The organism is Pseudozobellia sp. WGM2 (genome assembly GCF_017810075.1).
Lineage (GTDB): Bacteria > Bacteroidota > Bacteroidia > Flavobacteriales > Flavobacteriaceae > JADNYK01.
In genome coordinates this window covers 53,800-77,003 of sequence record NZ_JADNYK010000002.1, presented here as the reverse complement: position 1 = coordinate 77,003, position 23,204 = coordinate 53,800, and the positions used below count along the sequence as shown (strand labels likewise).

The 23,204-nt window shown below is 40.0% G+C and carries 18 protein-coding genes; 12 read left to right on the top strand and 6 right to left on the bottom strand.

Features of this window, described 5'->3' with window-relative positions:
- Positions 1-5 precede the first annotated feature (5 nt).
- The 4 genes from IV512_RS03935 to IV512_RS03920 all read left to right on the top strand — a co-directional run bounded on the left by IV512_RS03935 (position 6) and on the right by IV512_RS03920 (position 8,088).
- Positions 6-2,135 (top strand): hypothetical protein, encoded by a 2,130-nt coding sequence (locus tag IV512_RS03935; RefSeq protein ID WP_209400844.1) that lies wholly within the window; start codon positions 6-8, stop codon positions 2,133-2,135.
- Positions 2,136-2,434: 299 nt separating this feature from the next.
- Positions 2,435-3,421 (top strand): ribonucleotide-diphosphate reductase subunit beta, encoded by a 987-nt coding sequence (locus tag IV512_RS03930; protein ID WP_209400842.1) that lies wholly within the window; start codon positions 2,435-2,437, stop codon positions 3,419-3,421.
- A gap of 127 nt (positions 3,422-3,548) precedes the next feature.
- On the top strand, positions 3,549-6,044 hold the full coding sequence (locus tag IV512_RS03925) for a ribonucleoside-diphosphate reductase subunit alpha (protein ID WP_209400840.1): 2,496 nt from the start codon (positions 3,549-3,551) through the stop codon (positions 6,042-6,044).
- Between the two features lie 679 nt (positions 6,045-6,723).
- Positions 6,724-8,088, top strand: coding sequence for a TrpB-like pyridoxal phosphate-dependent enzyme (locus tag IV512_RS03920; protein ID WP_209400838.1), 1,365 nt, complete (start codon positions 6,724-6,726; stop codon positions 8,086-8,088).
- 67 nt (positions 8,089-8,155) lie between these two features.
- Here IV512_RS03920 and IV512_RS03915 read toward each other — a convergent pair whose 3' ends face one another.
- From IV512_RS03915 to IV512_RS03905, 3 genes are all read right to left on the bottom strand, one after another.
- Positions 8,156-9,073 (bottom strand): hydroxypyruvate isomerase family protein, encoded by a 918-nt coding sequence (locus IV512_RS03915; RefSeq protein WP_209400835.1) that lies wholly within the window; start codon positions 9,071-9,073, stop codon positions 8,156-8,158.
- A gap of 104 nt (positions 9,074-9,177) precedes the next feature.
- Positions 9,178-9,825 (bottom strand): gluconate 2-dehydrogenase subunit 3 family protein, encoded by a 648-nt coding sequence (locus IV512_RS03910; protein ID WP_209400833.1) that lies wholly within the window; start codon positions 9,823-9,825, stop codon positions 9,178-9,180.
- Positions 9,825-11,534, bottom strand: coding sequence for a GMC oxidoreductase (locus tag IV512_RS03905; RefSeq protein WP_209400831.1), 1,710 nt, complete (start codon positions 11,532-11,534; stop codon positions 9,825-9,827). The genes IV512_RS03910 and IV512_RS03905 overlap by 1 nt, the downstream gene beginning before the upstream one ends.
- A 140-nt stretch (positions 11,535-11,674) precedes the next feature.
- Between IV512_RS03905 and IV512_RS03900 the strand changes: the two genes are divergently transcribed.
- The 3 genes from IV512_RS03900 (at position 11,675) to IV512_RS03890 (ending at position 14,679) form a co-directional block, all read left to right on the top strand.
- Positions 11,675-12,670: a sugar phosphate isomerase/epimerase gene (locus tag IV512_RS03900; protein WP_209400829.1), complete on the top strand. Its 996-nt coding sequence runs from the start codon at positions 11,675-11,677 to the stop codon at positions 12,668-12,670.
- Between the two features lie 33 nt (positions 12,671-12,703).
- Positions 12,704-13,147, top strand: a complete 444-nt coding sequence (locus tag IV512_RS03895) for a DinB family protein (RefSeq protein WP_209400827.1) — start codon at positions 12,704-12,706, stop codon at positions 13,145-13,147.
- Between the two features lie 392 nt (positions 13,148-13,539).
- The gene (locus IV512_RS03890) at positions 13,540-14,679 is read left to right on the top strand and encodes a Gfo/Idh/MocA family protein (protein ID WP_209400825.1); all 1,140 of its coding nucleotides are present in this window, start codon (positions 13,540-13,542) and stop codon (positions 14,677-14,679) included.
- A 72-nt stretch (positions 14,680-14,751) separates the two neighbouring features.
- Here IV512_RS03890 and IV512_RS03885 read toward each other — a convergent pair whose 3' ends face one another.
- Positions 14,752-15,216 (bottom strand): ASCH domain-containing protein, encoded by a 465-nt coding sequence (locus tag IV512_RS03885; RefSeq protein ID WP_209400823.1) that lies wholly within the window; start codon positions 15,214-15,216, stop codon positions 14,752-14,754.
- 352 nt (positions 15,217-15,568) lie between these two features.
- Here IV512_RS03885 and IV512_RS03880 point away from each other — a divergent pair, with 352 nt between their 5' ends.
- The 5 genes from IV512_RS03880 to nadD all read left to right on the top strand — a co-directional run bounded on the left by IV512_RS03880 (position 15,569) and on the right by nadD (position 19,680).
- A complete protein-coding gene (locus IV512_RS03880; protein ID WP_209400821.1) occupies positions 15,569-16,621 on the top strand; it encodes a sugar phosphate isomerase/epimerase in 1,053 nt (350 codons plus the stop codon).
- A gap of 74 nt (positions 16,622-16,695) precedes the next feature.
- Complete coding sequence (locus IV512_RS03875) at positions 16,696-17,448, top strand: DUF1080 domain-containing protein (protein ID WP_209400818.1); 753 nt, start codon at positions 16,696-16,698, stop codon at positions 17,446-17,448.
- 164 nt (positions 17,449-17,612) lie between these two features.
- Positions 17,613-18,470: a YicC/YloC family endoribonuclease gene (locus IV512_RS03870; RefSeq protein WP_209400816.1), complete on the top strand. Its 858-nt coding sequence runs from the start codon at positions 17,613-17,615 to the stop codon at positions 18,468-18,470.
- Positions 18,471-18,501: 31 nt separating this feature from the next.
- The gene (gene gmk, locus IV512_RS03865) at positions 18,502-19,092 is read left to right on the top strand and encodes a guanylate kinase (protein WP_209400814.1); all 591 of its coding nucleotides are present in this window, start codon (positions 18,502-18,504) and stop codon (positions 19,090-19,092) included.
- 3 nt (positions 19,093-19,095) lie between these two features.
- Positions 19,096-19,680 (top strand): nicotinate (nicotinamide) nucleotide adenylyltransferase, encoded by a 585-nt coding sequence (gene nadD, locus IV512_RS03860; protein WP_209400812.1) that lies wholly within the window; start codon positions 19,096-19,098, stop codon positions 19,678-19,680.
- Between the two features lie 13 nt (positions 19,681-19,693).
- Here the strand turns inward: nadD and IV512_RS03855 are convergent, their stop codons facing one another.
- Together IV512_RS03855 and IV512_RS03850 are read right to left on the bottom strand one after the other, a co-directional pair.
- Positions 19,694-20,641, bottom strand: a complete 948-nt coding sequence (locus IV512_RS03855) for a CAP domain-containing protein (RefSeq protein WP_209400810.1) — start codon at positions 20,639-20,641, stop codon at positions 19,694-19,696.
- Between the two features lie 112 nt (positions 20,642-20,753).
- Positions 20,754-23,003 (bottom strand): inorganic phosphate transporter, encoded by a 2,250-nt coding sequence (locus tag IV512_RS03850; protein ID WP_209400808.1) that lies wholly within the window; start codon positions 23,001-23,003, stop codon positions 20,754-20,756.
- Positions 23,004-23,204: the final 201 nt, after the last annotated feature.

The window sequence follows — 23,204 nt, the reverse complement described above, 5'->3', positions numbered from 1 at the left end:
AAATTATGAAAAGAAATTACTTTTTTATTTTATGTACCGCTGCAATGATTAGTAGTGTCTGCTGTTTTGGACAAGCCAAACAGAAAAATTTCATCAATTATCAAGGCGTGGCCCGTGATGCGGAAAGCAATTTGATGGAGCAAGAAGAATTAACTATAGGTATAGGGCTTCGATTTGGCAGTGCTACGGCTACCATTTTATATGAAGAATCACATAATGTAACGACCGATGCAAATGGTGTTTTTAGCCTGAGAATTGGCGAAGGTAATTTGGTTAACGGTAATTACGCTACCCTGCTTTGGGATGGGGCAACATTTATGACCGTTTGGTTGAATGGTATTGAAGTTGGCACTACTGAGTTGATGGCCGTGCCTTATGCCATATCATCCGGTGATAAACAATGGGAATTGAACGGGTCTGATATCGAAAATGTCAACGAAGGAAATGTTTTGGTGCAAAATGATTTTAAAGTCAATGGCGGGTTTAACCTTAGCGCGGGTAATCAGGTCAACGAGATTTCCGACAATGGTACACTATCGGAAAATAGTAATGGTATACTTCCGACTCAAAGAGCGGTCAAGACTTATGTCGATAACCGTTTTTTTAGTGGAGGTGGTATAGAACAGACAGCTGCCGAGGTTCCCTACGACAATACGGCCTCTGGTTTGGTAGCTAATAATACCCAAGAAGCCATCGATGAGCTGGCCGCTGGAACTGGGGGTGCCGATGCTGATGCCGATCCGGCCAACGAAATTCAAGATATTAGCCTGTCGGGAACCGATTTAAGTATTACAGATGGGTCAACTATAGATTTATCCGCAATTTTACCACCTGGGGGTACAGACGACCAGAATGCTTCTGAAGTGCCTTTTGACAATACGGGAACGGGCCTTGCAGCTAGTGACGCCCAAGCGGCAATTGAAGAATTGGCTGCTGCTGGGTTAGTAGACACAGACGATCAAGATTTATCGCTTTCGGGTACCACACTACAAATTACAGATGGCGCAAGTGTAGATTTTTCTACAATAATTCCACCGGGAGGGACCGATGACCAAGAGGCTTCCGAAGTACCTTTTGACAATACGGGAACAGGTCTTGCGGCTACAGATACACAGACAGCTATCGAAGAATTAGCAGCTGGTGGATTAGTAGATACCGATAATCAAGGTTTGGTTCTAACAGGTGATGTACTTTCTATCGAAAATGGTGTCGGAAGTGTTGACCTAAGCGATTATTTTAATAGAACTACCAGGCACGGTCTTCTTGTAGGTGATGACGGAATAGTCGATGGCCTTGTTGGAACAGCTGACGGTCAAGTGGCCAAATGGGATGCAGCACTAGGCAATTGGGTTGCCGGCACCGATGAAGTTGGTGGTGGAGGAAGTTCTTTATGGGAAGAAAATGGAGATGATATTTATTTTGACAGTGGTAATATTGGTATTGGAAACTTAAACCCGGGTACCGAAACTGGTGCCGGAAAATATCTTACAGTAGCTACTGGTACAAGCCCCGCCGACAACAGTTTTGCCTCTATAGAGATTCAAGGAGGTCAAGGAACACAAAATCGACCTGTTGGAAGATTGGATTTCATTTCTAACTCTGCACCTGGTAATTCGGCGATTGGGCGAATTGAGTCACGTACAAGTAGTGGTGCACAGTTTCGGGGTGACCTTGCCTTTTCTACACAGGAAGGAGATGCTTTCGCAAGTCGATCTTTAAAAGAAAGGATGACAATTAAAAGTAATGGTAATGTAGGTGTTGGAACGATAAATCCCACTGCAAAATTAGATGTGAATGGAGATATTAAGATTTCGGGGGAAATGAGAAGAGAAAATACAGGTACTACAGATATGTTGCCTATTGCCTATGGCTATGTTGATGATAACGCTGACATACTCTCAGGAAGTGGAAATTTTACTGTAACAAATTCCGGAACAGGGCTCTATACCATTACAATACCAAATGAAGAAGATCCTGAAAACTGGACGGTTTTAACGACTATTAACCATACTGTGCCAGCGGTTGCATCAGTTTCACATTTCGCTTCAGGAGCAAAAAAGTTCATTGTAAATACTTGGTCACTTAATTCTACCCGTAGTGATTTCAGCTTTTCCTTCGTTGTTTATAAAAAATAATAGGCGATTTATTGGTAAGGCCTACCAAAATGGCTCTGAATAGTTTAAACCAAAAAGTATATTAAAAAACATACTTTTTGGTTTAAATTCTTTTGTAGATTTTCCTTCGTTTAAGCCCAATTTCCCTTAGGGCAATGTACATCACTACTCAACCTAGATTTCAACAATTGGTGTTAAAAACTTTGTAGTTGAAAAGATGGTGTAGTCTTATGAAACCGCCACTTTTTTATACATCTTTGTTAACCTGTCACTAGGGAAGTTTTTCATCCCCTCACAAGAATTTATTTAAAAATATAGATATGTCCACAGCTGTAGAGCCTATTTTGGAAGAAAATGATGACCGCTTTGTAATTTTCCCTATTGAACATCACGATTTATGGGAATGGTACAAAAAATGTGAGGCTTGTTTTTGGACAGCCGAAGAAATAGACCTGCATGAAGACCTCAACGATTGGAATAATAAACTTAACGACGATGAGAAATATTTCATCAAACATATTTTAGCATTTTTTGCTGCTTCCGATGGTATTGTCAACGAGAATTTGGCCGAAAATTTTGTGAGCGAGGTGCAATATGCCGAAGCCAAATTCTTTTATGGTTTTCAGATTATGATGGAAAACATCCATTCTGAAACCTATTCTTTACTTATCGATACTTATGTAAAAGATGAAAAAGAGAAAGGCATTCTATTTAAGGCTTTGGAGAATTTTCCGGCTATTAAAAAGAAAGCCGATTGGGCACTAAACTGGATCGAGTCACCGAGTTTTGCAGAGCGATTGATCGCATTTGCCGCCGTAGAGGGTATTTTCTTTTCAGGGGCATTCTGTTCTATATTTTGGTTAAAGAAAAGAGGTTTGATGCCTGGTCTTACATTCTCAAATGAGCTGATTTCAAGAGATGAGGGTATGCACTGCGATTATGCTGTACATCTACATAACAAGCATCTAGTGAACAAAGTGCCAAAAGAGCGAATCACTGAAATTTTGACGAACGCGTTGGATATTGAAAGAGAGTTTATTACAGAATCATTACCAGTAAGTCTTATTGGAATGAACGCTAAACTGATGACACAGTATTTAGAGTTCGTAACTGACAGGTTATTGGTCGAACTTGAATGTGATAAGGTATATAATGCAACGAACCCGTTTGATTTTATGGATATGATCTCTCTTCAGGGGAAAACCAATTTCTTCGAAAAAAGGGTGTCTGAATATCAAAAAGCAGGGGTGTTGAATAAAGATAAAGACGAAGATTCACAAAAAATTAGTTTTGACGCTGATTTTTAAGTGATTTTATTGAAATAGGCAGAACCCCTTTTCGCAAAAGGGGTTTTTGCGCCCAACATTTAAATTGTTAAAAAAATTAACAGTATCACGATTCACAAAATAATTATCATCTTAAAAAAAGTAGCCAATGTTTGTAATTAAAAGAGACGGTAGAAAAGAAATGGTCATGTTCGATAAGATCACGGCCAGAGTAAGAAAATTGTGTTATGGGCTAAACAGCCTGGTCGACCCTTTAAAGGTTGCTATGCGAGTAATTGAAGGGCTATATGACGGAGTTACGACATCAGAGCTAGATAATCTAGCTGCGGAAATTGCCGCTACGATGACTACTACCCATCCAGATTATGCTAAATTGGCTGCTCGTATTTCGGTTTCGAACTTGCATAAGAACACGAAGAAGTCGTTCTCTGAAACGATGAAAGACCTTTATGAATACGAGAACCCGAGAACCAATAAAAAAGCTCCTTTGCTTTCCGATGAGGTTTACAAGGTGATAGAGGAGAACAAAGATAGATTAGACTCTACCATCATTTATAATCGTGATTTTGGCTATGATTATTTCGGATTTAAAACTTTGGAGAGGTCTTACTTGTTGAAAATTAACGGTAAAATCGCCGAGCGTCCTCAGCACATGTTAATGCGTGTTTCGGTAGGTATTCACCTAAACGATATCGAATCTGCTATAGAGACCTATGAATTGATGTCTAAAAAGTATTTTACCCATGCTACGCCGACGCTATTCAATTCTGGTACTCCCAAACCGCAAATGTCGTCGTGTTTCTTGTTGGCTATGCAAGATGATAGTATTGATGGTATTTATGATACTTTGAAGCAGACTGCTAAAATTTCCCAGTCGGCTGGGGGTATAGGCCTCTCTATTCACAATGTTAGGGCTACCGGCTCTTATATTGCAGGTACGAACGGTACATCAAATGGTATTGTACCGATGCTTAAGGTCTTTAATGATACAGCTCGGTACGTAGATCAAGGTGGCGGTAAGCGTAAAGGCAGTTTTGCTATTTATATGGAGCCTTGGCATGCCGATATTTATGACTTTCTAGATTTAAAGAAAAACCATGGTAAAGAAGAAATGCGTGCTAGAGATTTATTCTATGCCATGTGGATTTCCGATTTGTTCATGAAAAGAGTTGAGGCCAACGAAGAGTGGACGTTGATGTGCCCTAACGAGTGCCCGGGTCTTTTCACCAGCCATAGTGAAGAGTTCGAAAAACTCTATACGAAGTATGAAGCCGAAGGTAAAGGTCGTAAAACGGTGAAAGCGCGTGACCTTTGGGAGAAAATATTAGAATCTCAAATAGAGACCGGTACGCCTTACATGTTGTACAAAGATGCGGCGAACCGTAAGAGCAACCAGAAGAATTTGGGTACGATTCGTTCTTCCAACTTATGTACCGAGATTATGGAGTATACCTCACCTGATGAGGTCGCGGTATGTAACTTGGCGTCGATTGCATTGCCCATGTTCATTAAAAACGGAAGTTTTGATCATAAAGAATTGTTTAGGGTAACCAAAAGGGTGACCAGAAACTTGAACCGTGTAATCGATAGAAACTACTATCCGGTAAAAGAAGCTGAGAATTCAAATATGCGTCACAGACCAATCGGTCTTGGGGTACAGGGGCTTGCAGATGCTTTTATTATGTTGCGCTTACCTTTTACGAGCGAAGAGGCTAAAAAGTTGAACCAAGAAATTTTTGAAACACTTTATTTTGCCGCTGTTACTGCTTCTATGGAAATGGCCAAAGAGGAAGGTGCATATTCGACCTATGAAGGATCGCCAATCTCACAGGGCGATTTTCAGTATAACTTATGGGGTATTAAAGACGAAGAACTTTCCGGGAGATGGGATTGGGCAAAACTTCGTAAAGAAGTTCAGAAAAACGGGGTTCGTAACTCGCTATTGGTCGCCCCAATGCCAACGGCCTCTACTTCACAGATTTTAGGTAATAACGAATGTTTTGAGCCTTATACCTCGAATATCTATACCAGAAGGGTGTTGTCAGGTGAATTTATTGTGGTGAACAAACACCTTTTAGAAGACTTGGTCGCTTTAGGAATGTGGAACGAAAATATGAAGCAAGAGTTGATGCGTGCCAATGGTTCCATTCAGCATATTGAAACGATACCCCAAGAAATTCGTGATTTATACAAAACGGTCTGGGAACTGAGTATGAAAGACATTATCGACATGAGCCGTCAAAGAGGGTATTTCATTGATCAAAGTCAATCTCTGAACTTGTTCATGGAGAACGCGAACTATTCTAAGTTGACCTCTATGCATTTTTATGCGTGGAAGAGCGGACTTAAAACGGGAATGTATTACTTACGCACCAAGGCGGCAGTCGATGCCATCAAGTTCACCTTGGATAATAGTAAAAAGAAAGGAGCTCCGGTCAGTGTAGCAGCCGAAGCAGAGGCCGAGGCTACCATGGCGAAGTCACCAGCTGTAGAAACAGAGGTGACGATGGAGGTTAAGGAAGCTCAGGTAGCGACTCAACAAGAGATTGATATTCAACCAATGAGTCCTCAAGAAATGAAAGAGATGATAGCTAGGGCAAAAGAAGGTCAAGCAGATGACGATTGCCTAATGTGCGGATCATAATAAGAAGATTGTAAGATGTGTTTTTTTGAACCCTGGTCTAATGACCGGGGTTTTTTATTGGGTAAAACATAAAAGTAAGTTTTATCCTATATATTCTACGTGGGTGAAAATTTAAAAAATAAAAAGAAGAAATTTAAAATAATAAGAATAGCGCAAGGCAATTCAGCCCTATTTTTCGATATAAGGTCTTGCTATGGCTGAAAAAAGATAAGCCAATATATATAAGATTAGTATAGCGATATATTTATCCATTGCCCTTATAATGTCTATTACATACGTTGTAAAGTTAGTATAAAGATTACGTCAAGTACTTAAAAATGACTGTTTTGACATAATTTTAGCATTTAAATTCTAACATTTATAATCTAACGGAGGCCTAAAGTAAAAATAGGGCAATTTAAATGCTATGAGAAATTAGCGCTTTTGTTTCTTCAAATGCATGCGATATATCACTTTTGATAAAACCAAAAGTAAAATATAGGTGAAGAGCAAGTAGATATAAGAAATCATACTTCAATAACATAGTTTGTAGCCTATATCTTACATTTAATTTCAATATTTAGACAAGTAGCATACAAATTTTCGATAAAGGGTTAAATGTCCGATAAAGGGTCGATTTCATTCTCGGGTAGAGAGGTTCTTTTCCTTATATTTAGTGATACATCAATGTTAGAACCTTATGAAACAACGAAAATTTACACTTGAAGAAAATGAGATTCCGGAAAATTGGTACAACATCGTGGCAGACATGCCGAATAAACCACTTCCTCCCCTAAACCCTGGTACTTTAGAACCTATTGGGCCCGATGCCTTGGCTCCCTTGTTTCCTATGGCATTGATCGAGCAAGAAGTAAGCACCGAAAAATGGATTACGATTCCCGATGAGGTAAGGCATATATATTCAATGTGGCGGCCAACTCCGCTTTATAGAGCTTACGGACTCGAAAAAGCATTGGATACTCCAGCTAAAATTTACTACAAATATGAAGGTGTGAGTCCGTCCGGGTCACACAAACCGAATACTGCCGTTCCGCAGGCCTACTATAATAAAAAGGAAGGCGTAAAACGCATTACGACCGAGACCGGAGCTGGGCAATGGGGCAGTGCTTTGAGTTTTGCCTGTCAACATTTCGATATTGATTGCGATGTCTATATGGTAAAACTGTCTTACCATCATAAGCCCTATAGAAAATCTATGATGAATGCATGGGGGGCCAACGTCTATGCTTCGCCCACTAATTTGACCGAAGCCGGAAGAAAGATTTTGGCTCAAAATCCTGACAGTCCAGGTTCTTTGGGTATTGCCATCAGTGAGGCGGTAGAAATGGCCGCACAGCGAGACGACACCAAATACGCCTTAGGTAGTGTTCTTAACCATGTAAAATTGCACCAGACCATTATTGGTCAAGAGGCCATTAAACAAATGGAAAAGGCGGGTGATATGCCCGATATCGTTATTGCACCTTTTGGTGGAGGTTCTAACTTCGCCGGGCTGACATTTCCGTTTTTACGCTTGAATCTCGAGCAAGGGAAGAATATTCGTTGTATCGCCAGTGAGCCCACCTCATGCCCAAAATTGACTCGAGGCGTATTTCGATATGATTTTGGTGATACGGGCGGTATGACGCCCTTGTTGCCTATGTACACACTAGGTCATGATTTTGTGCCGGCACCTATTCATGCCGGGGGTTTAAGATATCATGGGGCCGGGGTAATCGTAAGCCAATTATTGAAAGATAATCTGATTGAAGCGGTAGCCCACGATAATCTTGAAGTTTTTGACGCTGGCGTGCTCTTTGCCAAAACAGAAGGTATTATTCCTGCACCTGAAGCTACTCATGGTATAGCTACGGTCGTCGCTGAAGCAAAAAAATGTAAAGAAGAAGATGTTTCAAAAACTATACTTTTCAACCTCTGCGGCCATGGTAATTTCGATATGAAGGCCTATGATGATTATTTCGACGGAAAAATTGTTCGTCATGAATTGTCCCAAGAAGAAATAAACGCTTCTATTGCCAAATTAGATACTCCGGAGATAACGTAAATGATGAGTAGATAATTAAAAAAGCAGCCGCTTAAAAACGGCTGCTTTTTTTTATAAATTCTATAGCCTATAAAAAACTATCTTCTTGTTTGTAGGCATCAATAACAGCTTGCTCTCCGGCTTTACCCTCTTTTGAATTACCGTGTTCCATACCTAAAACTCCATCGAATCCTTTTTCGTGAATCCATTTGAAGACATTTTTGTAATTGATTTCGCCTGTTGTCGGTTCTTTACGTCCCGGGTTGTCACCAATTTGAATATAGGCGATCTCATCCCAAGTGAGTCCCATATTATGAATCAAATGACCTTCTGTCTTTTGCAAGTGATATACATCGTACAAAATTTTACATGACGGGCTATCAACACCCTTACAAATCATATAGGTCTGATCTGAATTCTGTAAATATAGATCGGGTGAGTCAGATAACGGTTCTAAAACCATAACTAGTCCGTGGGGCTCTAAAATTTCAGCTCCTCGTTTTAGGGCCTCGATAACGTTTGCATCTTGAACACCGATAGGTAATCTTCTTTCATATCCACCAGGTACAACGGTCATCCATTTGGCGTTACAACGCTTAGCAACGTCAACGGCTCGTTTGCAGCCATCTAAAAAAATATCAATATATTCTTGCTTGCCCGCTGCTAGGGTATTGGCCATATTACCCCCTTTATCTACGACAAAAACACCCATGGTCATACCTCGTTTGGCCAAAGTTTCGCCCATTTTGTTTTGCATAGCAACATCCCTCTTCATCATACTATTATCCTCAAAGGCGGTAAAACCTTGGTCGGCCATAAAATTGATTTGGTCAATAGGATCTTCACCAGCCAATTCTTTGAACATGCCTAAATGTGGGGCATACTTCAAGTTGAATTTATGAGGTGCTGAACTTGAAGCTGTTCCGTTGGCAAAGGCAAACGAGCTGCCTAGCGATAGGGCTCCACCGGTAAGAGCTGATTTCTGTATAAAATTTCTTCTTTTCATCTTGATGTAAGTTTGGTTATAGTTTAAAGTTGAAGTTAAAAAAAAGAGTTGAGGGCATTTTAAACGACAGCCCTCAACTCTTTAATATATTGTTGAAAAATTTTTTAAAGCGACCATGCCTTGCCGCCCGTCAATTCTTGTGGGTCTGCACATGCAATATATTCACCAGGTATAGGTAAATAGGCCAACACTTCTTCGCCGACATATTCTGAACTCTTGTAACCCAAAATGGTCAACCCTCTAAGGTTATTCGCAAATGCAAAACGTGAAATACCATCATCTAAAAGAGGTTCTTTACCTTCTGCAATCGCTTCGTGGTATTGCTTTATGGCCTCAAAATTTTGAGCTTCATTATCTTTTGAAATTTTTAAGGCTTCCGCTAAAACTGGTTCAAGCTCTTCAATGGTCAGTTCTCCGGCTTTTTCTTTTCCGGCATCCTTTAGTGCCTTTTCCATAAATCTGCCCATTGACATTTTCACGAAATTTTGCTGGTCTTCTTTCATCACCTGATCCGCAAAACGGTCAATAAAAAGATGTACTTGCGTCTCGGAAGCCGAAGGGGTATCTGTTTTAGGAAGAATAATATCTACCAACTTAGTTAGAACTGCTCCCTCATCTTTGCTGAAAAAATCAGGGGTCCATTCAAAAACGGTTTCCTCTTTACAACTTTGAACGATACTGATCAAAGTGGGGGTGGCAACGGTATAACCGAGCGCCAGCCCCATATTTTTGAGTGCTTTTCTTCTATCCATTATATATTTCCTTTTTTGAGTTCTTTTACCGCATGATCTGCTGCTCTAGCGGTAAATGCCATATAGGTCAATGATGGGTTCACACAACTTGCCGAAGTCATAAAAGACCCGTCTGTAACGTACACGTTAGGTACATCGTGCAGCTGATTGTTAGCGTTTAGAACAGATGTTCTTCTGTTTCTACCCATGCGGGCGGTGCCCATTTCGTGAATGCCCAGACCAAGAGCACCAGGGTTATCATAAGGGGTAACATCTCTCATGCCGGCAGCTTCGAGCATTTCAACCGCAGACTCTTTCATGTCTTCACGCATCTTCCATTCGTTCTCTTTGAACTCTGCATCAAAGGTGGCGGTAGGAAGACCCCATTGGTCTAATTTTTCATAATCAAGGGTAAACCTATTTTCTTCGTAAGGCAACACTTCACCAAAACCGGTCATACCAAACGACCAGCCCCCTGGTTTAAGAATCGCGTCTTTAAGATCGGCACCGTACGAAAGTTCGGCAACGGTTTCTTCCCAGTTGCCTCTAGAGGCCCCACCTTGGTAACCGAAACCACGCTTGTACTCCCGATTAGAATCTCCTCCGAGGTTTCTAAATCTTGGAATGTAAAAACCACTTGGCTTTCTTCCTTTGTAATATTTATCTTCAAAGCCATCGAATTTACCACGTGCACCTACACCTAAGTGGTGATCCATAATGTTACGGCCTAACTGATCTGAGTCGTTACCCATTCCGTTTGGGAAACGGTCCGATTTCGATTGCATCAATATTGACGTCGAAGCTATAGCTGAGGCACAAAGGAAAATGACCTTGGCCTTGAATTCATAATGTTCTTTGGTGACCCTGTCGATCACTTTTACACCAACGGCCTTTTTTGTATCGGCATCGTACATAATTTCGTGAACGATCGAATCTGGTCGCAAAGTCATATTACCTGTCGCTTCAGCAGCGGGCAAGGTAGAAGATAGACTGCTGAAGTAAGCCCCAAAAGGACACCCTCTGATACATCTATTTCTAAATTGACATTTAGTTCTGCCATCAAACTCTTTGGTACCTGTAATATGAGCAGTTCTACCCGGAGTTACGACACGACCTCCAAAACTATCTGAAACCTTTTCCCTAAAATGTTGCTCAAGGCAGTTGAGCTCCATAGGGGGCAAGAAGTCACTGTCGGGTAGTTGAGGTAAATTTAAAGCCTCACCACTAACGCCGATATAGTTTTCAACCTTGGCGTACCAAGGTGCAATATCTTTATATCGAACCGGCCAATCGATAGAGATGCCTTCTCGGGCATTCGCACCGAAGTCTATATCGCTCCACCGATAACTTTGTCGGCCCCATTGCAATGAACGGCCGCCGACATGGTAACCTCGCATCCAGTCGAAACGTTTGGTTTCATTGTACGGATGTTCTAAATCGTTTACAAACCACATGTGACTAGCTTGGCTTGTAGTATAGCCTGTTCTATTTTGTTTGGGCTGTTTTTCTATAATTTCTTTTGTGGCGGCTCCTGCATTGGGAAAATCCCACGGGTCTTTATTCGCGGTTTCGTAATCATCGATATGTTTTACCATTCTTCCGCGTTCCAATACCAAGGTTTTCAGTCCGCTCTCACAAAGTTCCTTTGCGGCCCATCCGCCACTAATTCCAGTACCGACCACGATAGCATCATAAGATTCTTGCTCTTCGTTGTAATAAAATTTGCTCATTTACAAGATTGTTTAGTCCATAAATTTATTAAATATTAAATTAATTTTCTACATTTATTCGCCATATACCTTAATAGTATCGCATATTCGCATGCGATGAGACTCCAAATCCTTTAAAGACAATTAACTAATCAAAACAAATGAAAAGAAGAAGGTTTATTCAAAATAGTTCAAAAGCAGGTGTTGCCTTATCGATAATGGGTGTTTACGCTTGTAAGGAAACTAAAAAGAAAGAAGGTGAAAGCGCAGAAAGTTCAGAGACGGAAATGGAAGCTGCCGATCCTTTTTTCAAACTCTCTTTAGCTCAGTGGTCAATTCATAAAATGATTCGTGAAGACGGTGTAGATCCTTACACATTCGCTGAAAAAGCGAAAAATTGGGGCTTTACCGGTCTCGAGTATGTGAGTCAGCTTTACCCTGCTGATTTAGAAAACGATGACTATTCACCGGAAGCTATGGCCGCTTTTGTTGAAAAGTCTAATGCGGAAGCTGAAAAGCACGGTATGCAGAACGTTCTGATCATGATCGATCGACAGGGGAATCTTGCGGTTAGTGATGAGAACGAGAGAAATGAAACTGTAGAAAAACATAAAAAGTGGGTCGATGCTGCTCAGGCGATGGGATGCCATGCCATTCGTGTGAACCTGAACGGAAGCGATAATCCCGAAGAATGGAAAAAGAATTCTATCGATGGTCTTACCAAGTTAAGTACCTATGCCAAGACCAAGGGGATTAACGTACTTGTAGAAAACCACGGCGGACTATCATCTAATGGAGCTCTTCATGCCGAAGTAATGAAGGCCGTTAATATGGACAATTGTGGTACACTTCCTGATTTCGGTAATTTCTGTATCAAGAGAAAAGAAGGTACTTGGGACTGTGAAGATATGTACGATATTTATAAAGGAGTAGAAGAACTGATGCCTTATGCCAAGGCGGTAAGTGCTAAATCACATGATTTTGATGCAGAAGGCAATGAAACAGAAATCGATTATGTGAAAATGCTTGAAATCGTCAAGGATCACGGTTATACCGGCTACGTGGGGGTAGAATATGAAGGTAGCGCATTAGATGAAGAGGCCGGTATAATCGCAACCAAAGAGCTCTTGATCGAGGCGGCTAAGAAACTGGACTAATATTTATACCAAAACCAAAGACCAAAATCTCTAGTGAAATCATTTTTCAACCAACTGTTCGATTACAATTTCTTTTGTAACAAGAAGATTATTGAGTATTGTGAAACGCTCGATGCTGTGCCCGAAAAAAGTATTTGGCTATTTAGTCATTTGCTCAATTCGCATCATATTTGGAATGCAAGATTACTTGAAGATCAACCAGAATATGAGGTTTTTCAAATTCATGAGTTGAATGCTTGGCACGATATACATTATGAGAATCAGCGAAGTTCTTTTCATATTGTCTCGAACATAGATGACTTTGAGAGACGTTTAGATTACGAAAACTCGAAAGGTCGGCTGTACACGAATACTGTTCAAGATATGCTCTTTCATATCATTAACCACTCTACCCATCATAGAGGTCAGATTGCCACGAATTTTAGAATGAATGACATTGAGCCCTTGGTGACTGATTATGTATTTTATAAGAGATAGTGGGTTTAAAGCAACAGGGTAGCTTTTAAAATAAAACCTCTCAAATTTAAATTTATGTGTTGAACTTCTGGTTCGACATAAGCTTAAATAATATAATTATATCAGGGCGCTTTAGAAGCGCCCTTTGCAATAGACCCGATTATTAAACTGTAGTGCTACACCAGTTGGTTTGTAGTGATTGAAAAATCGGCGACGATTATATATTGCCCGAGGCAACGCAGATAGGAAAAACTATTCTATCGAGCTTATTGTTCGGCTTTTGTACTTATAGTATTAGTTTTATATTTCATTTTGTTCAAAAACGAAAAAATAGCCCATAAATCGTAGCTATTTTATTAAATTGTTACCCTTAAATCAAAAACAACTTTTCACTCATTAAATAGGATTTACAAATGCCAAAGAAAATTAGATTAGGAATTTTAGGAGGTGGAGGCGATTCACTTATAGGTGTGCTTCACCGAGTGGCTTCACACATTAATGACAACTATGAAATCGTAGGTGCGGTATTCAACCCAGATTATAAAGAAAATATAAAATTTGCAGAGGAAATCGATGTGCCTACGAATAGAATATACACCGATTTCGATACAATGGTCGAGGAAGAAATGAAACTTCCGGAAGATGAGCGAATCCAAGTGTGCTCTATTCTTACGCCTAATTTTCTTCACTTTCCGATGGCCAAAAAGTTATTGGAGAACGGTTTTCACGTAATCTGTGAAAAGCCGATGACCACTACCTTGGAAGAGGCTAAAATATTGGAAGAGACCCATAAAAAGGCTGGAACCGTGTTTGCTCTTAGTCACACGTATACGGGTTACCCGATGGTACGCCAAATGCGTGAAATGATCAAAGAAGGGGTTTTGGGCAAAATACATAAAATCGATGCAAGATATTACCAAGGTTGGATCAACCCAATTATTCATGATAAAGAAAAGAGATCAAGTGTTTGGAGGTTAGACCCCAAAAAGGCAGGTATAAGTTCTTGTATGGGTGATATCGGGGTGCACGCTTTCAATATGGTCGAGTACACTACTGGGCTTGAGGTAAAATCGCTTTTATGTGATTTCAATTATCTGTATGAAGACAATCAAATGGATGTTGATGGTACAGTGTTAATTCGTATGGGTGACCATGTTAAAGGGGTTATTCGCGGCAGTCAAGTAGCTACAGGTGAAGAAAATGGTTTGGCCATTGCAATTTATGGAGAGAAGGCCTCATTCAGATGGGAGCAAGAAAAACCGAACTTTCTGTATGTAATGAGCGATACCGAACCTACTAAAATTTACAAACCAGGCCATGCCTACAATAGCGAATTCTCTTTAGATGGCACGAAGCTTCCGGCAGGCCACCCTGAGGGTATTTTTGACTCTATGGCCAATATATATTTGGGGGTTGCACGAGCTATTCGAGGTGAAGATCAAGGCGATGGCGCATACCCTACGATGAAAGATGGGGTAAGGGGAATGAATTTTATTGAGGCCACTGTAGAATCTCATAAAAATGGCAACACATGGGTAGAAATGGAAGATTAACAATCTACCTAAATTATTATAATTGATATGATGACCCCGAAAATTTTCGGGGTCATCTTTTGTGTAAGGTTTTTATCGCTCAAAAACTTTCTCAAATTCTTGACAGACCACAATCATGCTTTCATTAGGCTTGCGATGAAAGGGTTCCAGTTCTTTTTTGTAATATTCCCAATGCACTTTTTTCCAAAAGGATAAACTTTTGTCGCCTTCTCCCTCAAGTTGCGCATAGGCCTCGTCGATGCTGAAAAAAGGTTTGAGCCGAACTGATTTGGTACGTACAAGACATTGAGCTTCCCCTTCCCAATCGGTTACAATCATAAAATCTCCTATTCTAGGTAAACGTTCGTTACGATATTGAAGCCCTAGAAGAGAGGGTGAAGTGGCTTTTTTTATGCCCTTTTTTACAAGGGTGGCGCATTCGTTGGCATCGAGCTGATTATTACAGAAGTGTATGACCTTCGGTGCTTCGACAAAAGCATACTCTAAATGTTTGTCTAAATAATCTCCCCAGAGATTTCGAGCTGAAGCGTTTTCCATACGTCAATATACTTTTTGAATTTCTCTTGTATAGCAATTAATTGATATAGAGTCGGGTTTATCGGTTATGAGGTGATTGTTCTTGATAAAAATCAGGGTGAGGTCGGTATTTATTTCTGAGGATGGGACATGAATATTTGAACATTGCTGTCATACTTAAGTGTTGAAACATCTTGTAACTACTGGTATTCCTGTGCATATTTCTTGTTTAAATACTAACGGATTTCCTATATTTATAACTTCCCAAAAATCTATGGTTTAAGGGAAGTTAATAGTATTAAATATAAGGTTTATTCTCAAATTGGTCTCTATTAAGACTTAAGAGCCGTATTAAAGAACAAATAATAATAAAATGAAAACAATTAAAGGACCGGCCGTATTTTTGGCCCAATTCGTAGACAATAAGGCACCTTTCAATTCTTTGGATGGAATGTGCAAATGGGCCTCAGATTTGGGGTATAAAGGAATTCAAATACCAACTTGGGAAAGTTTTCTGATCGATTTGGATAAGGCGGCCGAGAGTCAAGATTATTGTGATGAGCTAAAAGGCAAAGTGAACTCATACGGATTGGAAATTACTGAGCTTTCAACGCACTTACAAGGGCAATTGGTAGCCGTGCATCCTGCCTATAATCTTATGTTCGATAATTTTGCGCCCGATGCTGTAAAAAACAATCCGAAAGCGAGAACAGAGTGGGCCGTAGATGTAGTAAAGAAAGCTGCTACGGCAAGTAGAAGGTTGGGCATATCGGCCCACGCCACATTTTCAGGCGCACTTCTTTGGCACACTTGGCACCCTTGGCCACAGCGTCCAGCGGGACTTGTGGAAATGGGATTTGAAGAATTGGCCAAAAGATGGATGCCCATTTTGAACCATTTTGATGAAGAAGGCGTTGACGTATGTTATGAAATTCACCCCGGTGAAGATTTGCACGATGGGGATACTTTCGAACGTTTTTTAAAGGCTACGGGCAACCACAAGCGTGTGAACATATTGTACGACCCGAGTCATTTTGTATTGCAACAATTAGATTATATTACTTATATAGACCATTATCACGAGTTTATTAAGTCTTTTCACGTAAAAGATTCTGAGTTTAACCCTACCGGAAAGAAAGGAGCTTTCGGAGGTTACAATGATTGGGGCGATAGAGCGGGCCGTTATCGTTCTTTAGGCGACGGTCAAATCGATTTTAAAACCATTTTTTCTAAACTGACCCAGTATGGCTGTGATGTTTGGGCGGTAATGGAATGGGAGTGTTGCATTAAAAGCCCGGAACAAGGTGCACGAGAAGGCGCCAAGTTTATTCAAGACCATATCATCGAAGCTACCGAAAAGACTTTTGACGATTTCGCAGGTGCGGCAATTGATAAAGAGGTACTAAAAAAGATTTTAGGAACTTAAACAGATAAGGGGCCTTTTGGCCCCTTAATTATATTTAGCAATTAAATTCAAACAACAAGTAAATCAAAACCCTAATGAAAAAACTAACCCTAATGGCATGCTGTGCACTATTGGCTTTCGCATGTAAAGAAAAAGCTGAAAAGAAGACTGCAGAAGAGGCAGCACCGGTTGCAGAAGCTAAGGTGAACAACGAATCATCGGATTGGACCATGCTTTTTAATGGTTCGACTTTTGACGGTTGGAAAGAATATATGAAAGACGGTGTTTCCGACAATTGGAAAATTGAGGATGAAGCCCTGGTTTTCTATCCACCCGAAAACCGTGAAAAAGGAGAGATTTTTGACTTGGTTACCGAAAAGGAGTATACCGATTTTGTTCTTTCCTTAGATTGGAAAATTTCTGAAGGTGGCAATAGCGGAGTGTTTTGGGGGGTAAATGAAAATGTAAAGCAAGGTAAGCCTTATGCTACTGGCCCAGAGGTCCAGGTTTTAGACGATGAGAGGCACCCAGATGCTAAAAACGGAGAGTCTCACCAATCGGGCGCATTGTATGATATGGTGGCACCTTCTGAAAAGGTGGTCAACCCTGCTGGGGAGTGGAATACAATGGTCATTACCATCAATCATAAAGAGGAAAAGGGAAGTGTAGAGCTCAACGGAACCAAGGTGGTCGATTTTCCACTTGCCAATGAAGCTTGGAAAGAAATGGTCTCTAAATCGAAGTTTGCCAATTGGGAGCATTTTGGGAAGTATGCTACAGGCCGATTGGGTCTTCAAGACCATGGTAATCAGGTAGCTTTTAGAAATATTAAGATTAAAGAACTTTAAATATAATTTGGCCGCTGTAAGCTTACAGCGGCTTTTTATTTTACTTGAGACCAGTCTTATCGTTTTTTCTGAAAATGTCTTTAAAATCTTTCTATTTAGCAAGCAATAGGTAATTACCACACTTCATCCAATTAAGTTACCTTTGCCAAAATTCAAAAAAAACTATGATTCAATCTATGACAGGGTTTGGCAAGCACGTGATTCAGCTTCCGACTAAGAAAATTACTGTTGAACTTAAATCGTTAAATAGTAAAAGCTTGGATCTTAATGCCAGAATGCCTTCTGCTTACCGCGAAAAAGAGCTCGAAATTCGTAAGAATATTGCCAGTTCTTTGGTCAGGGGCAAGGTTGATTTTGGCCTTTATGTAGAGTTTACAGGCGATGAAACTTCTGCAGAGGTTAACGAACCGGCAGTCAAAAATTATATGAAACAGCTCAAAGCTATCGCAGATGGTGATGATCTTCGCTTGTTAGATATGGCGCTGAGAATGCCAGATGCATTACGAACCGAGCGAGAAGATATTGATGAAAAAGAGTATGCCCATATTCAATTAGCTGTCAACGAGGCATTAAAAGAAATAAATAATTTTAGATCAGAGGAAGGTAGTGTGTTGGAGAAGGATTTTCTACAACGCATAAACAATCTTCAAAGCTTGTTGGACCAAGTTGAAAGAATGGATCCTGATCGTCAATCTGATGTGCGAGAGCGGTTGAACAAAGCAGTTGCCGATTTGAAAGCAGAATTAGATGCAAATCGATTCGAACAAGAATTGATCTACTATTTAGAGAAATATGATATCACAGAAGAGAAAGTGCGTCTTGCCAATCACTTAAAATATTTTGCAAGCACACTTGATTCTTCAGATTCTAACGGAAAGAAACTCGGTTTTATCTCTCAAGAAATCGGTCGTGAAATAAATACTATCGGATCAAAGGCGAACTATGCACCCATGCAACAATTGGTTGTACAGATGAAAGATGAACTGGAAAAAATTAAAGAACAGATGCTCAATGTTCTTTGAAAAGCAGGGTTGATTATTTAATAAATTAATAATGAAAGGCGGTAAACTTATAATATTCTCGGCACCATCAGGCAGTGGCAAGACCACTATAGTTCGGCATCTTTTAGAAAAATCTGATTTAAATTTGGCGTTTTCCGTTTCTGCAACTTCCCGTCCTCGAAGAGCGAAGGAAAAGAATGGTGAGCATTATTACTTCATGTCTATTTCAGAATTTAAGAACCACATTAAAAGTGATGACTTTTTAGAGTGGGAAGAAGTATACCGTGACAACTTCTATGGTACCTTAAAAAGTGAAATTGAGCGTTTATGGGCAGAGGGCAAGAACGTTATCTTTGATATTGATGTTGCCGGAGGACTACGTATCAAACGCAAATTTCCTGATGTTACCTTGGCCGTTTTCGTTAAACCACCAAGTGTTGACGAACTTAAAATACGTTTGAAGAAACGAAGTACCGAGAGTGAAGATAAAATCAATATGCGCATTGCCAAAGCTTCTGTAGAACTGGCAACTGCACCCCAGTTCGATAAAATAATCAAGAACTACGATCTCGATACGGCCCTCGAGGAGGCCTATCAGCTGGTTGCCGATTTTGTAGGTGGTGAAAATGGGAACGGAGCATAGATCATGAAAAAAGTAGGACTTTATTTCGGCACCTTTAATCCCGTTCATATTGGTCATTTGGTGATTGCCAATCACATGGCCGAGCATTCAGAACTCGATGAAATTTGGTTCGTCGTTACTCCTCAAAGTCCGTTCAAGAAAAAAAAGTCCTTACTCGATAATAACCATCGTTATGAAATGGTATATGAGGCAACGAAAGAGTATCCAAAACTAAAGCCGAGCAAAATAGAATTTGATTTGCCACAACCCAATTATACGGTAAATACATTGGCTCATCTCGGTGAGAAGTATGGCAATCGATACCATTTTAGTTTGATAATGGGAGAGGATAACCTCAAATCACTTCACAGGTGGAAAAACTATGAAGTGATTTTAGAAAACCATGATATTTTTGTCTACCCTAGAATTTCTGAGGGAAGGGTAGAAAATATTTTTAGTGAACACCCTAGAATAAAACCGGTGATGGCGCCGATCATGGAAATCTCATCGACATTTATTCGTAAAAACCATCACGAAGGTAAAAATGTTAGACCCTTGCTACCCGAAGCCGTCTGGGTCTATATGGATGAAATGAACTTTTATCGATAAAATCATTTATTTTCTAATTATCGTCGGAACCATCGAATACAACAACTTCGTATTCAAAGTCGGTTTCTTCACCGTTGATTACTACCGATTTTAATGTGACCACAAAGGTAGTATCTGATTTAATGGTGTTCAAGTTGAGGTCGGGTTGCCAAACAATGGTGTTGTCGGCAAAAGCTTCACTTAAGTCTTCAGTTTGTAAACTGACTGTACCACCATTTTTGTATTTCATTCTGACTGTAGTAGTACTAAAATCCGCATTAGCTATTGAAAATGACCAACGTGGATACACTACTTGCTTTGGTATAAAACCTTCAGGAGGCCAAGCAATAAAATCGGGAGCATCTGCAGGTGCTGTTCCGGCGTTGCCAATCACCCAAAGTGCATTATATCGATTAGTGTTGCCTATACCCATTTCTTGTAGTCTCGGCCAGAGAAGCCACCTTCTGTGACCGACAGGTCCGTTTTCTGCACCCTGGTCACGAATATAAGAGTCGATGGCAGCTGCCCCGCTAATCGATGTCAATAAAGAATTTGCAGCGGCTTCTTTTCCTGCATCGGAGAAACATTTCCAACTATTTGGTGGAAAATGGTTCAGGCTTCCGTTAGTATGCATCATTAAAGCGGCATCTTGAGACTTGGTGCTTTTTAAACTGTTCTCGGTTAAGGTATTATTGAGTCCAACAGCCTTTCTGTAATAATCAAGGCGAAGAAAAATTTTGTCTTTAATCGTTTGAGGTGTTGTGCCGGGGTTGCAAGAAGCTTCATCGCCTGTCCATAATTCCGTTGATGTCGATGTTGATGAAGCCAGATAAAAATCTTGATACAGATTTAGGGCTTCTACTCTTGCGCTATTGTTTAGGTCGATAGATAACTCTTCATTTTCAAGAGTGGGCTCATCTTTACTGCAGCTGAGAAATAGAAAACTACCCACAGCAAAGCTTATGAAAATTGAAGAACGCATAATACTAAATGTTTGAAGTTTAGCACATAACGGTTTTCATGGTCGAAAAGGTATATTTTTTCGACAAACGGTATTTTGAGATGATTTAAAAAAAGTTACAATTGAACGCTGCCTAAACCTTTACATTGGCATGCCCGTCATAAGTTTCTAATAGATTCATGGTGGCCACCAGTAAATCTTTAGTTTCTAATAATAGACTAAAATATAGCGCAGTGTTCTTAGGGCTCGATTCATCGGTACGGGTACGTTCTACCTGCTTTTGAATTTTGAGATCAAGTTTTTGAAAAAGCTCTTGTTTGTTGACTATCAATTCCGTCAATTTCAAGAAATCTTGTGTTTCGAAAATTAACTTTATTTCACTGAACAAGTCATCAATATACCCATCGGTTTCTTTAAGGTCTTTTATTTGATTGAATCTTAATTTTTTGTGGTTGTTATGTACATGCTTATAACCGGCTTTAGCTATATACTCCAATGATTGGGTCATGTCTTGAAGATAGCTTAGTATCGTGAGGTAGAAATTACTTGTGCCAACACTCGATTCATCAAGATTTTTGATAAAATAGAAAATGTTATCTCTGAGGCCTTCCACTTCTTTATTTAATTTGGAGATGCCTTTTTTACTTTTTCTAAGCGTGTCTATATCATGTTTGGCCAGCCCATCGATACTTTGAGTGTAAATTTTATTGGCTCTATTAATCGCGAGCGATATATTCGCCGAGCTCTCTTCAATAACACCAATAATTGAGTTGCTTTCGGCTTTCTCAAGCTTTTCTTCTAGCTTGGTCTCTTTGACTTTTTTCGAATGTGACAAATAGTTCTTTCCGATAAGCAAGAATGCGATGATAAGCAACGTTGCTATCGCCCAAATACCACCTAAATGGATGATATAAGCAATAATCGCTGCGGCCGTAAAAGCGCTTAAGGCGGTAAAGAACCAACCCCCGATTACATTTAAAACACCTGCCACACGATATACCGCGCTTTCAGGCCCCCAAGCACGATCGGCCAGAGACGAACCCATGGCCACCATAAAGGTTACGTAGGTGGTAGAGAGCGGTAGTTTCATTGATGTAGCCAAAGAAATAAGAACACTCGCGACCATCAGGTTTACCGCCGCTCTTACAAAGTCAAAAGCGGGTAAGTCTTGTATACGGCTCTTAGGAATATAAACATAGGGCTTTTCAAACTGTGTGTCGATTCTTTTTGACCAAGCACCAGGTAAAATACCTCCAAGATTTTCGGAAGCGCTTATGCTGAATTTGACGATTTGCCTAGATAAAAAATTTGGCTGAAACCGTTCATCACCTTCATCTTGTCTAGACAAGTCTACACTTGTTTTTACAACGTTCTTTGCTTTAGATGAGAACCAAAGGGTGATTACCATAATTATACCTGAAAGTAGCAGCAAGTGGGTAGGTGTTTGTACAGCGGTAGAAAGCCCCTCCATGGTATACTGATCGGCAGCAATGGTAGATTGACTCCATGCTTCATAGGAAGCTAAGGCCGCAAGGGGAACGCCAATAAAATTGACCAAGTCATTTCCGGCGAAGGCCATGGCCAAGGCAAAGGTTCCTAATATGATTACTATTACGTAAATATTCCATTTAAAAAGAGTGGATGCTAAAAGTGAAAGAATAGTCCAAGTAACAAAATTCAGTAAAAGAAATATTTCAGGATTACTACCAATAAATTCCATTACAGACGGACTGAAAAGCGCGGCGCTCTTTAAACCTTTTACAATAATGAAGTAAATAATCGATGTAATAGCGAACCCGCCAAATATTGCCCCGACCCACTTTGGCTTCTGATCGAACTTAAATGAAATTAAGAGACGCGATATAAATTGAACAATGGCGCCCACCGAAAAGGCCACAACTACCGAGAGTAATATGCCGATGATAATTTCAGTAGCTTTCTCAGTATTTATATAAGACCCAAGAGCCGATAATGAATCGTTATTGTTGAAAATTTTGACAATTGATACGGCAACTGCGGCTCCCAAGAGTTCAAAAACAATAGAGACCGTAGTGGAAGTCGGCATACCCAACGTATTGAAAAAATCCAACAGAAGTATATCGGTAATCATTACCGCCATGAAGATGATCATGATTTCGGAAAAGACGAATTCTGAAGGATTGAAAATACCTTTTCGGGCTACCTCCATCATGCCGTTAGACGACATGGCCCCAAGTGCTATGCCTACGCTGGCAACTATCATTATGGTTCGGAAAGAAATTGCCTTCGAGCCAATGGCCGAATTCAAGAAATTCACCGCATCATTACTTACTCCAACGACTAAGTCCGTTATGGCTAGCACAGCTAGTGCTATAATCATAAATAGATAAAGATTCTCGCCCATCAAATTTCAAATAAGCACAAAAATGCTACTATAATTTATGAAGTAGGTTAAAAAAAGGTTATGAAGTAATTATTTACTCCTGAGATGTACTCGTATTTAGCAGGTTGAAATTTAACTTTGGTCTTAACTGAATATATCTGACAAGTCTAATCCAAATAATGATATTCATAAAGCAAATTTCTTAAAATGTTATATAACAAG

Excerpts from the sequence above, each read along its gene's own strand:
- IV512_RS03935 (WP_209400844.1), top strand. The coding sequence starts at position 6 with ATGAAAAGAAATTACTTTTTTATTTTATGTACCGCTGCAATGATTAGT.
- IV512_RS03930 (WP_209400842.1), top strand. The coding sequence starts at position 2,435 with ATGTCCACAGCTGTAGAGCCTATTTTGGAAGAAAATGATGACCGCTTT.
- IV512_RS03925 (WP_209400840.1), top strand. The coding sequence starts at position 3,549 with ATGTTTGTAATTAAAAGAGACGGTAGAAAAGAAATGGTCATGTTCGAT.
- IV512_RS03920 (WP_209400838.1), top strand. The coding sequence starts at position 6,724 with ATGAAACAACGAAAATTTACACTTGAAGAAAATGAGATTCCGGAAAAT.
- IV512_RS03915 (WP_209400835.1), bottom strand. The coding sequence starts at position 9,073 with ATGAAAAGAAGAAATTTTATACAGAAATCAGCTCTTACCGGTGGAGCC.
- IV512_RS03910 (WP_209400833.1), bottom strand. The coding sequence starts at position 9,825 with ATGGATAGAAGAAAAGCACTCAAAAATATGGGGCTGGCGCTCGGTTAT.
- IV512_RS03905 (WP_209400831.1), bottom strand. The coding sequence starts at position 11,534 with ATGAGCAAATTTTATTACAACGAAGAGCAAGAATCTTATGATGCTATC.
- IV512_RS03900 (WP_209400829.1), top strand. The coding sequence starts at position 11,675 with ATGAAAAGAAGAAGGTTTATTCAAAATAGTTCAAAAGCAGGTGTTGCC.
- IV512_RS03890 (WP_209400825.1), top strand. The coding sequence starts at position 13,540 with ATGCCAAAGAAAATTAGATTAGGAATTTTAGGAGGTGGAGGCGATTCA.
- IV512_RS03885 (WP_209400823.1), bottom strand. The coding sequence starts at position 15,216 with ATGGAAAACGCTTCAGCTCGAAATCTCTGGGGAGATTATTTAGACAAA.
- IV512_RS03880 (WP_209400821.1), top strand. The coding sequence starts at position 15,569 with ATGAAAACAATTAAAGGACCGGCCGTATTTTTGGCCCAATTCGTAGAC.
- IV512_RS03875 (WP_209400818.1), top strand. The coding sequence starts at position 16,696 with ATGAAAAAACTAACCCTAATGGCATGCTGTGCACTATTGGCTTTCGCA.
- IV512_RS03870 (WP_209400816.1), top strand. The coding sequence starts at position 17,613 with ATGATTCAATCTATGACAGGGTTTGGCAAGCACGTGATTCAGCTTCCG.
- gmk (WP_209400814.1), top strand. The coding sequence starts at position 18,502 with ATGAAAGGCGGTAAACTTATAATATTCTCGGCACCATCAGGCAGTGGC.
- nadD (WP_209400812.1), top strand. The coding sequence starts at position 19,096 with ATGAAAAAAGTAGGACTTTATTTCGGCACCTTTAATCCCGTTCATATT.
- IV512_RS03855 (WP_209400810.1), bottom strand. The coding sequence starts at position 20,641 with ATGCGTTCTTCAATTTTCATAAGCTTTGCTGTGGGTAGTTTTCTATTT.
- IV512_RS03850 (WP_209400808.1), bottom strand. The coding sequence starts at position 23,003 with ATGGGCGAGAATCTTTATCTATTTATGATTATAGCACTAGCTGTGCTA.